Raw genomic sequence first — 14,606 nt, forward strand, 5'->3', positions numbered from 1 at the left:
TCGGGTCGGGGTACGGCTCAGAGGTCGAGGACCAGTCGCGGGCCGACCGAGCGCGAGACGCAGACGAGCATGCAGTCGGCGGCGGCGCGCTCGTCGTCGTCGAGGACGGAGTCGCGGTGGTCCGGCTCGCCCGCCAGCACGGTCGTCTCGCAGGTCCCGCAGGTGCCCTGCCTGCAGGAGGACAGGACGTCGACGCCGGCGTCGGCGACCGCGTCGAGCACGCTGCGCCCGGGCGGCACGGTCACCTCGGTCCCGCGGCGGGCGAGGTGGACCGCGAAGGCGGTGTCGCGGACCGGGCCGGTCGCGCGCGGGACGAAGCGCTCGGTCCGCACCGTGTGCGACGGCCACCCGGCCGTGGTCTCGGCCAGCGCCGCGAGCAGCGGGGCGGGACCGCAGCCGTACACCCGGGTGTCCGGGGTGGGCCGCCCCAGGAAGCCGGGGAGGTCGAGCAGGCCGTGCTCGTCCTGCGGAACGATCCGGACCCGGTCCGCGTGGACCGCGAGCTCACGGGTGAACGCCATCGATGCGCGGGTACGGCCGCCGTAGAGCAGCGCCCAGTCCGCGCCGAGCAGGTCCGCCGTGGTGATCATCGGCAGGATCGGGGTGATCCCGATGCCGCCCGCGACGAACAGGTAGCGCGGGGCCGGGACCAGCGGGAAGTTGTTGCGCGGCCCGCCGAGACCGATCTCGTCCCCGACCGCGAGGCGGTCGTGGACCCAGCCCGAGCCGCCGCGTCCGGCGGGCTCGCGCAGTACGGCGACGCGGTAGCGGTGGGCGTCCCACCGGTCCCCGCACAGCGAGTACTGGCGGGTGTGCCCGCCGGGCAGGACGAGGTCGACGTGCGCACCGGGGGTCCAGTCCGGCAGCCGCCCGCCGTCGGCGGCGACCAGCTCCAGCGACACCACGCCGTCGGACTCCCGGTGGCGGCCCGCCACCCGGACCGTGCGGTTCTCGGCACCGGTCACCGCTGCTCCCCTCGTCGTCGAGGAGCCGAGCATCCGTCGCGAGGCCACCGTCCGGGAAGGCGACTCTCGCTCAGTGAGAGACCGGGTTCAGGCGGTTCCCGCCAGGCTCCGGCCGGCGGCCCGGCCGGAGAAGATGCAGCCACCGAGGAACGTGCCCTCCAGCGCGTTGTACCCGTGCACCCCGCCCCCGCCGAACCCGGCGGCCTCCCCCGCCGCGTAGAGCCCGGGGATCGGTTCGCCGTGGGCGTCGAGGGCGCGGGAGTCGAGGTCGGTCTGGATCCCGCCGAGGGTCTTGCGGGTCAGCACGTGCAGCTTCACCCCGATCAGCGGACCGGCGGCGGGGTCGAGGATCCGGTGCGGCGCCGCGACCCGCCCGATCCGGTCACCGAGCGAGCGGCGGGCGTTGTGGATGCCCTGGACCTGGGCGTCCTTGCTGTAGGGGTGGGCCAGCTGCCGGTCACGGGCCTCGATCTGGCCGCGGATCAGGGCCGGGTCGAGCGGCGGGGCGTCGGTGAGGGCGTTCATCCCCGCGACGAGCTCGTCGAGGGTGTCGGCGACGACGAAGTCCTCCCCGTGGGTCGTGAACGCCTCGACCGGGCCGGGCGCACCCCGGCTGAGCAGCCGTTCGCGGAGGAAGGCACTGCGGCGACCGGAGGTGATGTCGGGGTTCTGCTCGGAGCCCGACAGCGCGAACTCCTTCTCGACGATCTTCTGGGTGAGCACGAACCAGGAGTGGTCGTAGGGCGCGATGTCCGGGGTGGTGCGCAGGTGGCGCAGGGTGCCGAGGGTGTCGTAGCCGGGCAGGTACGGCGCGGGCAGCCGCCGCCCCAGCGCGTCGAACCACATCGACGACGGCCCGGGCAGGATGCGGATGGCGTGGCCGGGCCAGACCGGGTCCCAGTTCACGACGCCCTCGGTGTAGTGCCACATGCGGTCGCGGTTGACCAGCCGCACACCCGCGTCGGCGGCGATGTCGAGCATCCGGCCGTCCACATAGGCGGGCACCCCGGTGATCATCGACGACGGCGGGGTGCCCATCCGCCCGGGCCAGTACCGGCGGACCATCTCGTGGTTCGCGCCGATCCCGCCGGTGGCCAGGACGACCGCGGGCGCGGAGAGGGTGAACTCCCCGGTCACGTCGCGGTTGCTGGGTGCGCCGCGCGGCGAGTCGTCCGGGGCGAGGACGGCGCCGCGGACGCCGGTGACGGCGCCGTCGGTGCGGACCAGCCCGTCGACGCGGTGCCGGTGGTGGAAGGTCACCAGCCCGGCCTCGGCGGCGCGCAGGGCGGAGTCGACGAACGGTCCGACGACGCCCGTACCGGTCCCCCAGCTCACGTGGAAGCGGGGCACGGAATTGCCGTGGCCGGTGGCGGTGAGGTCGCCGCGCTCGGCCCAGCCGACCGTGGGGAGGAAGGAGATGCCCAGCTCGGTGAGGTAGGCGCGCTTCTCCCCCGCGGCGAACTCGACGTAGGCGCGGGCCCAGCGCGCGGCGTGGGTGTCCTCGTCGTCGAGGCGGTCGAAGCCGGCGCTGCCCTGCCAGTCGCTCCAGGCCAGCTCGACCGAGTCGTGCACCCGCATGCGGCGCTGCTCGGGGCTGTCGACGAGGAAGATGCCGCCGAAGGACCACCACGCCTGCCCGCCCAGGTCGACCGGCCCCTCCTGGTCGACGACGGCGACCCGGCGGCCCCGCCGGGTCAGCTCGTGGGTGGCGACCAGACCGGCCAGCCCGGCCCCGACGACGATCACGTCCGCGTCCATGCCACTCCCGTTCGTCGCCGGCCCACCGCACCCCGGCAGGGGCGGCCGGTACGCACAGAGGTATCAGATCCGCACCCGGGAACGGGTGACGGGCGGGTCGCGGCACCCGTGCGCCGCGACCCGCCCGCCGGGGCCCCGGGGTCAGCGCACGACGGTCGTGGTCACCCGTGTGGCGTTGTTGGCGAGCTTCGGGTCACGGACCTGCGACGGGGCGACGCCCGCGTCGAGGGTCCGCACCCCGGCCGCCGTGCGGTCCACGGTCACGGTGATCGTGAAGGTCCGCTCGGTGCCCGCGGCGATGCTCGGGACCAGGTAGGCGACGCTGCGGCCGCCGCTGACGATCCCGCCCTGGGCCGCGGTGGCCCGCAGACCGGTCGGGAGGGTGACGGCACCGGCGACCCGGGTCGCGGTGGCCGGGCCCGCGTTGCGGATGGTCACGGTGACGGGGGCGGTGGTGCCCGCCTTCATCGTGCCCGGCACGCCGAGCCTGATCGAGAGGTCGGCCTCCCGCGGGATCACCGGCGCGGGGGTCACGGTGAGGGCGAACGTGGTGCTCATCGTGCCGGCGGTGGCGGTGACCGTCACCGGGCCCGCGGTGTCACCGGCGGACAGTGCCGGGCCGGTGGCGACGCCGTCGGCGCCGGTGGTGGCGGTGGCGGTGGCCCCGCCGGGGAAGGCGGCGCTGCCGCCGGTCACCGTGAAGGTGACGTTCTGGCCCGCCACCGGGGCGTTGCCCGCTCCGGTGAGGGTGGCCGACAGCGGCTGGGCGAAGACGGTGCGGACCTGGGCGCTCTGCCCGTTGCCGCCGGTTGCGGCGAGCGCGGTCGGGACGACCGGGTTGTCGAAGTCCACCGTGGTGCCGTTGATCCGCAGGTTGTCGACGCCCGAGCGCAGCCCCGGGTTGCCGCTGCCCTGGTTGATCCCGATCCCGCCGATGACGACGGCGTCGGGCAGCGCGGCCTTCACCGCGGCGAAGTCGGCGGTGTAGGTGTCGAAGCCGTACCGGTTCGGCGTGCCGGTGCCGGTGATGCTGCCGCTGGCCCACCAGCCGCCGCTGCCCGCGGGGGTGCTCGACGCGGGCCACGTCTGCCACGCCCCGGTCTGCACCGGGGCGGTTCCGGTGTAGACCGGCTCGAACACCAGGGTCGTGAAGGTCGAGCCGTCCTTCATCGGGTTGACCGGGATGTTCAGGGCGGGTGCCTGCTGCGGGCCGCCCACCTGCTCGACGAGGGTCTGGTACTCGAGGTCGGTGATCTCCGAGAGCTTGCGCCCGTCGAAGGCCTGGGCGTACACGGTGACCTTGTCACCGCCGCCGGGGGTGTCCAGGCGCAGGTAGCCGTGTCCGGTGCGGGCCCTGGCATCGTCGACGACGGCGGCCGTACCGGCGTTGCGGACAGCCGTGCAGTACCCGGTCGGGCTCACCGTCGCGCCGCACGCCGGGATCTGGTCGTCGGAGACCCGGACGCCGTCGGCGGCGGCGGCGGTCCCGGCGACGAGCGGGACGAACCCGACCGCCGCCACCAGCGCGGCCGCCAGCAGGCGCCGTCCGCCCACCCGTGCTCCGTGCTCCCCGATCCGACGCGCCATGACTGCCTCCACCGCTCCGCCCGTCCCCGGGCCGTCGTCGCCGGGGCCTCTGCGCTCCCGACGGCCCCTGTGTCGTGGCGGCGGCTACGGTCGCTACACGACCTCATCAGAGCTGATGACCCACTCGGAGCATCACCAGGTGAGCCGGTCGGGGCACGGTCGGCTCCCACCGTCGACGCAACGACGACACGCAGACGGACACGCCGGACCGGTCGTCGGACACCGGCCACCGGTCCGCCCGCGGGCGGGGCCGGCCACCGACCGGACCGGGATTCGCAGCGCGTCACAGCGGTCCGGCCGACGGATCACAGGAGTGCCCTCTACCGTTGATCCGGTCAGCGGGACGAGCGTGGGAGGTGGACGTGCGGACCGACACCCGGCCCGGCCACGGCCCCTCCCGCCCGCGGTGGCACGTACCCGGGCTGCTCGGCGCCGCGCTCGCGCGGCCCGCGACCGGCGCCCTGTTCGACGGGCCGGCCGAGGACCCCGGTGACCACTTCTGCTCCGCCTCGGTGGTCGAGTCCACCACCGGCGACCTCGTCGTCACCGCCGCGCACTGCGTCGCCGACGGCGACGCGGACGCGACGACGGTGTCCGGCACCGCCGGGACGCTCGACGAGGACCAGTGGCAGCTCGACCGGCCCGGCCTCGACCAGGGTTCCAGCGGCGGCCTGTGGCCGACCGGCCCGGACGACTCGGAGATCCTGGCCGTCACCGGTGGCTACCAGCAGGGCGGGGACTCCCCCGACGTCTCCCACGGCGCCGACCTCGGCCCGGCCGTGCAGTCGGCGTACCGCTCGGCCGGGGGCACCGACTGAGCCGGCTCGTCGCCTGGTGGGACCGCCACCAGGTCGCGCTGTACCTGGCCGCGATCCTCGCCGGGGCGCTCCTCGGTCTCCTCGCGCCGCGGGTCGCGCCCGCGCTCGCCGCGTCGGTCACCCCGCTGCTCGCGCTGCTGCTGTTCGCGACGTTCCTCGCGGTCCCGCTCGTCGACCTCGTGCGGGCCCTGACCGGCACCCGATTCCCGGTCGTCGTGCTGGTGGCGAACGCCGTGGTGGTCCCGCCGGTCGCGATCGGACTGTCGCGATGGGTCGCCGACGACCGCGGCCTGCTCGTGGGCGTCCTGCTCGTGCTGCTGACGCCGTGCATCGACTACGTCGTCGTGTTCACCGGGCTCGCCGGCGGCGCCCGCGCGCAGATGCTCGCCGCGACGCCGCTGCTGATGGTCGCGCAGATGCTCCTGCTGCCCGGCTACCTGTGGCTCGCGGCCGGACCGGAGGTCCTCGCCGTGGTCGAGGCCGGGCCGTTCCTGCACGCGTTCCTCGTGCTGGTCCTGGCCCCGCTGGCCGCGGCGGCCCTGGTCCAGGGCCTGCGACGACGGCGCCCGACCGGCCGCGCAGCCCGTGTCGAGGGCGCCGTCGCCGGGGCGATGGTGCCGCTGATGGCGGCGACCCTGACCGCGGTCGTGGGCTCGCAGATCGCCGCCGTCGGGGCGCAGGCGCTCACCCTGGTGCGGCTGGTGCCGCTCTACCTGGCGTTCGTCGTCGCGGCCGTGGTGATCGGTCTGCTCACCGCCCGGGTGGCCCGCCTGGACGTGCCGGCCACCCGGGCGGTGGTGTTCTCGGTGACGACCCGCAACTCGCTGGTCGTCCTGCCGCTCGCGCTGGCGCTGCCCGGCGCGCTCGCCCTCGCCCCGCTCGCCGTCGTCACCCAGACCCTGGTCGAACTCGTCGCCCTGGTCGTGCTGGTACGGCTGGTGCCGGTGCTCGTCCCCGCCCGGTGAGCGGTCGGCCCGGTCACCGGGCCGGACCGCGCCCCGCCCAGCTCCACGCGTACGACGGGTCCTCGCAGGCCCGTCCGCCCTCACCGAGGGCCAGCGGCCGGAACGTGTCGACCATGACCGCGAGCTCGTCGAAGGACTCCGCGCCGAGCGCCCGCTCGACCGCGCCGGGCTGCGGGCCGTGGCTGTGCCCGCCCGGGTGCAGCGAGATCGACCCCTGCCCGATCCCGGAGCCCTTGCGGGCCTCGTAGTCGCCGCCGCAGTAGAACATGACCTCGTCGGAGTCCACATTGGCGTGGTAGTAGGGCACCGGCACGGCGAGCGGGTGGTAGTCGACCTTGCGCGGCACGAAGTTGCAGATCACGAAGCCGGAGCCCTCGAAGACCTGGTGCACCGGCGGCGGCTGGTGCACGCGGCCGGTGATCGGCTCGAAGTCGGCGACGTTGAACGTGTACGGGTACAGGCAGCCGTCCCAGCCGACGACGTCGAACGGGTGGGTGGGCACCACGTAGCGGGTGCCGGTGATCCCGTCGGGCCCGCCGCGGTGCTTCACCAGCACCTCGACGTCGGTCTGCTCGACGAGCAGCGGCGCCCCCGGTCCGTGCAGGTCGCGCTCGCAGTACGGGGCGTGCTCGAGCAGCTGGCCGTAGCGCGACAGGTACCGCTTGGGCGGGGCGACGTGCGACGACGCCTCGATCGCGTAGGCGCGCAGCGGCTCGGACCCGGTGGGGACCCAGCGGTGGGTCGTCGCCCGCGGGAGGACGACGTAGTCGCCCCCGGCCACGTCCAGCGCCCCGAACACGGTCTCCACGATCGCCGCCCCGGACTCCAGGTAGACGACCTCGTCGCCGACGGCGTTGCGGTAGAGCGGGCTGGTCTCCCCCGCCACGACGTAGGAGATCCGCACGTCGGCGTTGCCGAGCACCAGCCGGCGCCCGGTCACGACGTCGACCGACTTCCAGTCCGGGGTGCCGAGGTCGTGCAGCCGCAGGTGGCGCGGGAGGAGCGGCCGGTTGTCGGTCAGCGACTGGTCGCCCGGGTCCCAGGGGGTGGCGTCGACGATCGCCGACGGGACGCCCGCGTGGTAGAGCAGCGAGGAGTCCGAGGAGAAGCCCTCCTCCCCCATCAGCTCCTCGTAGTAGAGCGTCCCGTCGGGACGCCGGTGCTGGGTGTGCCGCTTCGGCGGGACGTCACCGGCTCGCCTGTAGTACGCCATCGTGGCCCTCCTCCGGTCCGTTCGATGTCCGTGCCCGTGGCGGTGGCGCCGTCGTGCCGCGGGCGGTCGCGCGGGCGAGGGCGGCCGCGACGTCGTCGCGGGACGGGGCGGCGAGCACGGCGGCGACGTGGGCGTCCGGGCGGAGCAGCCATACCTCGTCGGGCCGGGCGGCCAGGGCGGCCGTCACCGTCGGACCGCGTCCGTCTCCGTCCCCGTCTCCGTCCTCGTCCCCGTCCTCGTCGAGGGCTCCGGTGCCCGTGCGGCCGTCCAGCTCGGCGAGGGCGAGCACCCGGACCGGGCCGGGCGCACCGGCCGCCGCTGCGGCGACCGCGTCCGCGTCCGCCAGTGGGCCGGTGAGCAGCAGGAACCCGTCGCGGGCCAGCGCGCGCAGCCGTCCCGGACCGGCTGGGGAGCGCACCGGGGCGTCCGGGACGAGCACCCCCGGTCCCGCGGGCGGGACCTCGCCGCGGGCGGGGCGCCCGGCGAACGGGCGACGCGCGTCGGCGGTGGTCAGGGCGGAGTCGACGTACCAGAACGGCTCGGCCAGCCGGCCCGAGTCGACCCGCGCCCGGGCCGCGGGGTCGGTCGCCGCCGCGGCGAGGACCTCGGCGCGGGCCCGCACCCGCTCCGCGTCCCGCGGGACCAGGAAGTCCATCGTCGCGGTCGTGACGGCGACGTTCTCCCGGGCGGCCGCGTGCCGCTCGGCGTGGTAGCTCTCCAGGAGCTCCTCCGGCGCCCAGCCGCGGCCGACCCAGGCGATCTTCCAGGCGGCGTTCTCGGCGTCGGCGACGCCGGAGTTCAGCCCGCGGGCACCGAACGGGGACACCAGGTGTGCCGCGTCGCCCGCCAGCAGGACCCGGCCGCACCGCATCCGGTCCACCACGCGCGAGTGGAACCGGTAGACCGAGGACCAGACCACCTCGTGGTCGACGTCCCCGATGACCGCGCGGATCCGGGCGTCCAGCGCGCCGGACGCGGTCTCGGCGTCGAGGTCGTACCCGGCCGGGACCTGCCAGTCGATCCGGAACGTCGAGTCCGGACAGGGGTGGACCAGCACCTGGCGGCCCGGGTTCGCGGCCGGGTCGAAGTGGAAGCGGCGCTCGGTGGCCCACCCCGGGAGGTCGGCGCGGACGTCGCAGATCAGGAAACGGTCGTCGAAGCTGGTGCCCTCGAAGGTGACCCCGAGCAACTCGCGCAGCGCCTCGCCGCGGGCACCGGCACAGACGACCACGAAGCTCCCCGCGACCCGTCCACCGCCGTCGAGGGTGACGGCGACACCGTCGGCGGACTGCTCCACGCCGACGACGTCGTGCCCCCAGCGCAGGTCCACCAGGGCCTCGTCAGCGATCCGCTCGTCGAGGATCTGCTCGGTCCGGGCCTGCGAGAGGTTCACGAACGGCGGAAACGCGGGCCGCCCCGGCTCGGCGAAGGTGTGGGCGAACAGCTCGGTGTCGCGGTGGAAGGTGCGCGCGGTGGTCCAGGTGACGCCCTCGTCGGCGATCCGGCGCCCGGCGCCGACGGACTCCCAGACGTCGAGTACGTCGCGCTGCTGACAGATCGCCTTCGACCCGGCCCGGTCCCGCTCCGGGCGGCGGTCCAGCACGACCGTCGGGACGCCGTGGCGGGCCAGCAGCAGCGCGGTGGTCTGCCCGACCGGCCCGGCGCCGAGCACCAGGACGGGCGACGACGGCCAGGCCGGCGCGGCGGGCGTCGACATGGGTTCCCTCCCCTCGCCGGTGCCTCAGCCCTGCAGCCGGGCCCAGACCTCCTGGTCGCGTTCCGCGGTCCAGATCACCGGACGCTCCACACCGGACAGCTCGTCCCACAGCCGGGAGACGTCGAACGGCAGACAGTGCTCGAAGATCGGCCAGTGCCCGTAGTCGTCGACGAGTGCGGCGTGGGTCGCCTCGAACGCCTCCTTCAGCGTGCCGCCGCGCCCCTGCACCGCGCCGACCTCCCGGATCATGACCTGCAGGAACCCGCGGGTCTGGGCGATCGCGGCGTCGACCTCGGCGCGGACGCGGCTGACCGCGCCGCGCCCGCCGACGAGCTGCTCGGCGCCGAGCGCGGCGAGCCGGTCGAGGGTGCCGCCCGCCCAGTCGCGGTGGAACGCGTCGCCGGTGTAGAGCGCGGCCCGGGCCTCCACGAGGTCACCGGCGAACAGGATCCGGTGCCGCGGCAGCCAGGCGGTGATGTCGCCCTCGGTGTGGCCGCGGCCGTGGAACTGCAGCACCAGCTCGCCGCGGTCACCGCCCAGGTCGAGGGTGAGACGGTCGGCGAAGGTGAGCGTCGGCCAGGTGAGTCCGGGCACGGAGTCGGCGGCCTCGGCCAGCCGCGGCATCCGCGCGAACTCCGAGGCCCAGTCCTCCATGCCACGCTCGGCGATCAGGGCCGCGGTCGTCTCGTGCGCGACGACGGTCTGCGCGTCGAACGCGCTCGCGCCCAGCACCCGGACCGCGTGGTAGTGCGACAGCACGAGGTACCGGACCGGCTTGTCGGTGTGCTCGCGCAGCATCGCGAGCCACTTCCGGGCGGCGACCGGGGTGGCGAGGGCCTCGAAGCAGACGACGAAGTCCTCCCCCTCGATCGCGCCGATGTTCGGGTCGCCCTCGGCGGTGAGGGCGTAGACGCCGTCCGCGAGCACCTCGAGGGTCTGCTCCTTGGCGGCGGTGTCGGCGGAGGAGGCGAAGGGCTTGGCCACGGCGGGTGTCCTCTCGGAGCCGGAAGACGGGCGGCGACCGCGGCGACCCGTCGTCGGGACCTCCGACCGGCCGGGCACGCCCGACGATCAAAGGTTGAATCACTTGGCAGGACCGTAGAGGGCCGCGCCGCCCGGCGCCAGGGCCGATCCGGCGGCGCGCGCCGAGTAGTTCAGTTCAGGTCCGCCGGTTGATCCAGTCCGCCCGGTGCGCCGCCCGGGCGAGGCGGACGAGCAGAGTGTTCAGGGCGGCGAGGTCGTCGGCGCCGAGCAGCGCCGCCCACTCCGACTCACGGCGGTTGTGGGTGCCGAACGCGGCGACCAGCCGGTCGGTCCCCGCGTCGGTCAGCGACAGGTGCACGGTCCGCCGGTCCCCGGCGGTGGGCGTGCGCCGGACCAGCTCACCGGCGGCGAGGGTGTTGGCCAGGCTGGACACCGCGGCCCGGCTCATCCCGCACAGCTCCGCCGCCCGGCCCGCCTCCTGCCCGCCCGCGACCCACAGCGTGAACAGCAGCCGGAACGCCGACCAGCTCCATCCGGCGGGGCGGTGCACGGTCGACTCGAGGTCGTAGACCAGGGAGCCGGCGATCCGGTGCAGGTTCAGCACCAGCGCCATGGCCTCGCGGTCGGTACCGGGGAGCCGATCGCCGGCGCGGGCGAGCGCGACGTCGGTGAAGGCGAGGAACCCGTCCGCGCCGTTCCCGCTGCCGTCCACGCTGCCGTCCACGCTGCCCATGCTGTTGTCGGCCCCGCCCCGTGCGATCGCCGCCCGGCCCGGTGACCGCGCCCCGGCTGCCGGCGGGTCCCCGCCCGGCCCGGCGGTCCCGGCCCGGGCCGCGCCGCCGCCGAGCCCCGCGAGGAACGCGGCCACCACCTCGCCCGGCGCCGCCCCCGCTCCGCCCGACCCCGGCGACGTCCCCGCTCCGCCGGACCCCGGCTCGGCCAGTGCCTGCACCCCGTGGAGCAGGGCCAGCAGCTGCTCCACCAGCACCCCGTCGGGGGCCGGGGCGACGATCCCGCCCGCCCGCCGGCCCTCCTCGATCCGGGCCGCCAGCCGGGTCCGCCACCGCGCGGTCACCTCCGCGAGGACCGCGGCCGGCCCGGGGCCGGACGCCGCGACCCGGGCGAACGGCGTCCCGGTGTGCGCGATGACCTCCTCGCAGAACACGTGCAGCGCCGCCACCCCGGACAGCCCGGCCGCACGCCGCGCCACCCGGGCGTCGAGGTCGTCGAGGGCCCGCCGGAACGCGCACTCCACGATCGCGGCGCGGCCGGCGAAGTAGTGCGCCGGCGCCCCGTGGGCAACCCCCAGTGCCGCGCTGACCTCCCGCAGCGTGACCGCGTCCGGACCGCGCTCGGCGATCAGCCGCCAGGCGGCGTCGGCGATCTCGCCCCGGCGCTGCTCGTGGTCCACCCGCTTCGGCACGGTCGCTCCTCGTGTCAGCTCACGTTTTTTCTACACCAGGAGAACCATGCTGGCCGAACCAGATCCGGACGATCCTAGTCCATTCGGGCTAACGATAAGTCGTCGTCGCACGTCACCGGGCTGCTCGGTCTGACCCTCGCGCTCGGCGGCTCGGACACCCCGCGCGAGGCCCCGCACGGCGCGAACACCGTCATGCCGGCCCGGCGGTTCGTGACGGTGCACGGCAGCGGGGGCGACATCGTCGACGCGCCCACCGGGCGGCCCCACCCCGACGCACCACAGGTGCACGTCGACGTCGAGCGGCGCCAGGTCGGGATCCGCGTGCCGCACTCCGCGTGGGACCCCGCCGACGGGGCGCAGCGACTCGCCGCCGCGACCGGGCTGTGGGACAGCGACGCCGACGCCGACCTCCTCCGCAGGTCACCGCGGACGCGACGCACCCCGGCGGCGCCGTCGTCGGCGACCCGACGCCGTCGGCGTTCTCCGACGCGGCCTTCCGGTTCCGGTTCTACGAGCCCTTCGAGGCGCCCTATCGGAACCAGAAGCGCGCGATCGCGGACGACGACCTCTCCGGGACGTTCTCGCCGGTCAACCCGTACCTGCGGGAGTTCCACCACCTCGACGCGCCGGTCGACGCCGACGCCGAGGACGTGCTGGAGATCCGATCGGCCGGGGTCGGCACCGTGACCGTCGATCCGGAGCGCGCCGGCGTCGGGTGCGACGCCCGCCTCGACGTGCACACCGACGGCCCGCTGACCGTCATGCTCGACGGCTGCGGCCGGACCGAGTCCTTCGACGGCAGACTCCGGTGGCCTGGCGAAGCCGGCGACGTTCGCGCCCGCCGACCCGCTGGCGCCGCTCGGCAACCCGGCGCAGGGCACGCCGCTCCCGCCGGAGGTGGGCAACGCCCCGCAGGCGCCGCTGCAGGAGCTCCCGCCCCTGCGGTTCCCGCCGAACCAGCTCGGCCAGGACCCGGCGCCCGATGACGGCGCGCAGGAGTCCCCGACCGGCTGACCCTCCGCACGGGCACGGGCACGGGAGCGGGCCCCCGGGACACCCGGGGGCCCGCTCCGGTGGGTCGGGACGCGGCTCAGGCCTTCAGCAGGGCCTCGGCCAGGGCGTCGGGGCGGGTGAAGCAGCCCTCGTGGCTGCCCGGCACGGTGACCGGGGTGACCCCGAGCCGCTGCGGGAAGCGATCCCAGCCGTACTCGCCGGGCGGCAGCGCGACGTCCTCGGTCGAGAGCACGTAGGCCACCGGCACCCCGAGCGTCGCCGGGTCGATCGGTTCCACGGTCTCGGTGAAGTACTGCAGCGGCTGCGGCACCAGGAGCTCGTGCACCAGGCGCTGGACCGGCTCGTCGGCGTCGTTCATGAATGCGCCCTGCCACACCTCGAACGGCAGCGCCACGGAGTTGTCGCCCGAGGCGGCGGCCTGGCCCTCGAACAGCTCGCGGTACTGCGGGGGCACCTCGTCGTTGAGCGAGCGGCCCGCGGCGGGCACGAACGCGCTCCAGTAGACGAGCTTGCGCAGCCGGGGGGGAGACCCGGTGCGCGGCACCGGTGATCACGTAGCCGCCCCAGCTGTGCCCGACGAGAGTCACGTCGGTCAGGTCGTGCGACTCGATCAGGTCGACGACCGCGTCCACGGTGTCGGACAGCCGGTCGCGGGTCGGGTCGTCACCGTCGTGCAGCCCCGGCAGGGTGGGGGTCAGCACGCGGTGCCCCGCCGCACGCAGCCGCTCGGCGACCGGGCGCCAGGCCCAGCCCCCGTGCCAGGCACCGGTCACCAGCACGAACGTCTCGGACATCGCTCACTCCTCGTCGAGGTCGGAACGGGGAAACGGCCCCCGGCGGGTGAGCCTGGCGGACCGGCGGGGCCCGGAGAAGAGGCCGTGCGGGTCGTGCCGAAAGGGGTCCCGACTGAGACGATCCGTGGAGAGATACCCCCTCGGTATCCGTGTCAGGATCAGAGTCATGGACGAATCAGTGGTGATCGTCGGTGCCGGGATCGGGGGCCTCTCGCTGGCCCTCTCGCTGCACGCCCGCGGCGTCCGGGTCACCGTGCTCGAGCGGGCGGCCGAACTGCGCGAGGTCGGCGCCGCCGTCGCGCTGTCGGCGAACGGGCTGCGCCCGCTGGACGAGCTCGGCCTGCTGGGCGAGCTGGAGAAGGTGTCCGCCCAGCCGACCGCGCTCATCCACCGCGGCTGGCGCGACGACGAGCGGGTGACCGCCTTCCCGGTCGGCTCCGACGGCAGCTACCGGCGCCGCTTCGGCGCCCCCTACCTGGGCATCCACCGCGCCGAGTTCCAGCGGGTACTCGCCGGCGCCTGTCCCGCCGGGATGGTGCGGCTCGGCTGCGAGGTGACCGCGGTCGACCCGGACGGGACGGTCACCCTCGCCTCCGGGGAGCGCGTCCGGGGCCCGGTCGTCGTCGGTGCGGACGGGGTGCACTCCCGGGTGCGCTCGGTCGTCGACCCCGCGGCCCGCCCCCGCTACACCGGGACGTCGGCCTTCCGCGGGATCGTCGACGTCGCCGACGCCCCGCTGCTGCCCGACCCCGGCGCGATCCAGTTCTGGATGGGCCCGGACGCGCACGTGCTGCACTACGCGATCGGCCCGCACGCCGAGCAGATCAACTTCTTCGCGGTGCTGGAGGGCCCCGACCCGTGGACGGGCGAGACCGGGCCGACCGACACCGACCCCGGCACTCTGGCGCGGGCCTTCGACGGCTGGTCCCCGGGCGTCGTGCAGATGCTGACGGCGGTGCCGCAGTCCCCGCGCTGGCCGCTGTACACGCTTCCCCCGATGACGCGCTGGTCCCGCGGCCGCGTCGTCCTGCTCGGCGACGCCGTGCACACGATGCTGCCGCACCACGGTCAGGGCGCGAACCAGTCCATCGAGGACGCGGCCGTGCTCGCCGACCTGCTCGCCGCCCCCGGTGCGCTCGACGGCGGCCACACCGCGGTGTTCGACCGCTACCAGCGGCTGCGCCGGGCGCGGACCCGGTCGATCCAGCGCAGCTCGCTGGTCACCAGCGGACTGCTGCACCTGCCCGACGGCCCGGCGGCCGACGCCCGCAACGCGGGGCTGACCGGGCTGGACCCGTGGTTGACCTGGATCCACGGCGTGGACGCGCGGGCCGACACCCGGCCCGTACCGGCCTGACCCGGGATTCA

At 75.4% G+C, this 14,606-nt stretch carries 11 protein-coding genes and 1 pseudogene; 4 read left to right on the forward strand and 8 right to left on the reverse strand.

Translation table 11 applies throughout. From position 1 onward, the window contains the following. Positions 1 to 17: 17 nt before the first annotated feature. From DMP15_RS20465 to DMP15_RS20475, 3 genes are all read right to left on the reverse strand, one after another. Positions 18 to 965, reverse strand: coding sequence for a PDR/VanB family oxidoreductase (locus DMP15_RS20465; RefSeq protein ID WP_301549192.1), 948 nt, complete (start codon positions 963 to 965; stop codon positions 18 to 20). An 87-nt stretch (positions 966 to 1,052) separates the two neighbouring features. Continuing rightward, the gene (locus tag DMP15_RS20470; RefSeq protein WP_073573963.1) at positions 1,053 to 2,723 is read right to left on the reverse strand and encodes an FAD-binding dehydrogenase; all 1,671 of its coding nucleotides are present in this window, start codon (positions 2,721 to 2,723) and stop codon (positions 1,053 to 1,055) included. Between the two features lie 141 nt (positions 2,724 to 2,864). Beyond that, positions 2,865 to 4,310 carry a CARDB domain-containing protein gene (locus DMP15_RS20475; RefSeq protein WP_100880208.1) on the reverse strand — a complete coding sequence of 482 codons (1,446 nt, stop codon included), beginning with the start codon at positions 4,308 to 4,310 and terminating at the stop codon, positions 2,865 to 2,867. 356 nt (positions 4,311 to 4,666) lie between these two features. Between DMP15_RS20475 and DMP15_RS20480 the strand changes: the two genes are divergently transcribed. Continuing rightward, positions 4,667 to 5,128 carry a hypothetical protein gene (locus DMP15_RS20480; protein WP_073573965.1) on the forward strand — a complete coding sequence of 154 codons (462 nt, stop codon included), beginning with the start codon at positions 4,667 to 4,669 and terminating at the stop codon, positions 5,126 to 5,128. A 53-nt stretch (positions 5,129 to 5,181) separates the two neighbouring features. Beyond that, entirely contained in the window at positions 5,182 to 6,093 is a 912-nt protein-coding gene (locus DMP15_RS20485; RefSeq protein ID WP_337826711.1) for an arsenic resistance protein, read from the forward strand. Positions 6,094 to 6,106: 13 nt separating this feature from the next. Here DMP15_RS20485 and DMP15_RS20490 read toward each other — a convergent pair whose 3' ends face one another. The 4 genes from DMP15_RS20490 to DMP15_RS20505 form a co-directional block, all read right to left on the reverse strand. Continuing rightward, positions 6,107 to 7,306, reverse strand: coding sequence for a homogentisate 1,2-dioxygenase (locus DMP15_RS20490; protein ID WP_073573966.1), 1,200 nt, complete (start codon positions 7,304 to 7,306; stop codon positions 6,107 to 6,109). After that, a complete protein-coding gene (locus DMP15_RS20495) occupies positions 7,281 to 9,023 on the reverse strand; it encodes an FAD-dependent monooxygenase (protein WP_073573967.1) in 1,743 nt (580 codons plus the stop codon). The genes DMP15_RS20490 and DMP15_RS20495 overlap by 26 nt, the downstream gene beginning before the upstream one ends. A 24-nt stretch (positions 9,024 to 9,047) precedes the next feature. Further along, positions 9,048 to 10,007 carry an MBL fold metallo-hydrolase gene (locus DMP15_RS20500; RefSeq protein WP_073573968.1) on the reverse strand — a complete coding sequence of 320 codons (960 nt, stop codon included), beginning with the start codon at positions 10,005 to 10,007 and terminating at the stop codon, positions 9,048 to 9,050. 175 nt (positions 10,008 to 10,182) lie between these two features. Then, positions 10,183 to 11,430: a TetR family transcriptional regulator gene (locus DMP15_RS20505; RefSeq protein WP_337826312.1), complete on the reverse strand. Its 1,248-nt coding sequence runs from the start codon at positions 11,428 to 11,430 to the stop codon at positions 10,183 to 10,185. A gap of 383 nt (positions 11,431 to 11,813) precedes the next feature. Here DMP15_RS20505 and DMP15_RS20510 point away from each other — a divergent pair, with 383 nt between their 5' ends. Continuing rightward, positions 11,814 to 12,416, forward strand: a complete 603-nt coding sequence (locus DMP15_RS20510; protein ID WP_337826313.1) for a hypothetical protein — start codon at positions 11,814 to 11,816, stop codon at positions 12,414 to 12,416. Between the two features lie 279 nt (positions 12,417 to 12,695). Here the strand turns inward: DMP15_RS20510 and DMP15_RS30360 are convergent. Beyond that, positions 12,696 to 13,238 (reverse strand): annotated as a pseudogene (locus tag DMP15_RS30360) (alpha/beta fold hydrolase); the annotation flags it as partial. A gap of 166 nt (positions 13,239 to 13,404) precedes the next feature. Here DMP15_RS30360 and DMP15_RS20525 point away from each other — a divergent pair. Then, positions 13,405 to 14,595, forward strand: coding sequence for an FAD-dependent monooxygenase (locus tag DMP15_RS20525; protein ID WP_073573970.1), 1,191 nt, complete (start codon positions 13,405 to 13,407; stop codon positions 14,593 to 14,595). Positions 14,596 to 14,606: the final 11 nt, after the last annotated feature.

Origin of the sequence: Pseudonocardia sp. UM4_GMWB1 (assembly GCF_017312155.1) — a bacterium.
Taxonomy (GTDB): Bacteria; Actinomycetota; Actinomycetes; order Mycobacteriales; family Pseudonocardiaceae; genus Pseudonocardia; species Pseudonocardia alni.

Excerpts from the sequence above, each read along its gene's own strand:
- DMP15_RS20470 (WP_073573963.1), bottom strand. The coding sequence starts at position 2,723 with ATGGACGCGGACGTGATCGTCGTCGGGGCCGGGCTGGCCGGTCTGGTC.
- DMP15_RS20475 (WP_100880208.1), bottom strand. The coding sequence starts at position 4,310 with ATGGCGCGTCGGATCGGGGAGCACGGAGCACGGGTGGGCGGACGGCGC.
- DMP15_RS20490 (WP_073573966.1), bottom strand. The coding sequence starts at position 7,306 with ATGGCGTACTACAGGCGAGCCGGTGACGTCCCGCCGAAGCGGCACACC.
- DMP15_RS20495 (WP_073573967.1), bottom strand. The coding sequence starts at position 9,023 with ATGTCGACGCCCGCCGCGCCGGCCTGGCCGTCGTCGCCCGTCCTGGTG.
- DMP15_RS20525 (WP_073573970.1), top strand. The coding sequence starts at position 13,405 with ATGGACGAATCAGTGGTGATCGTCGGTGCCGGGATCGGGGGCCTCTCG.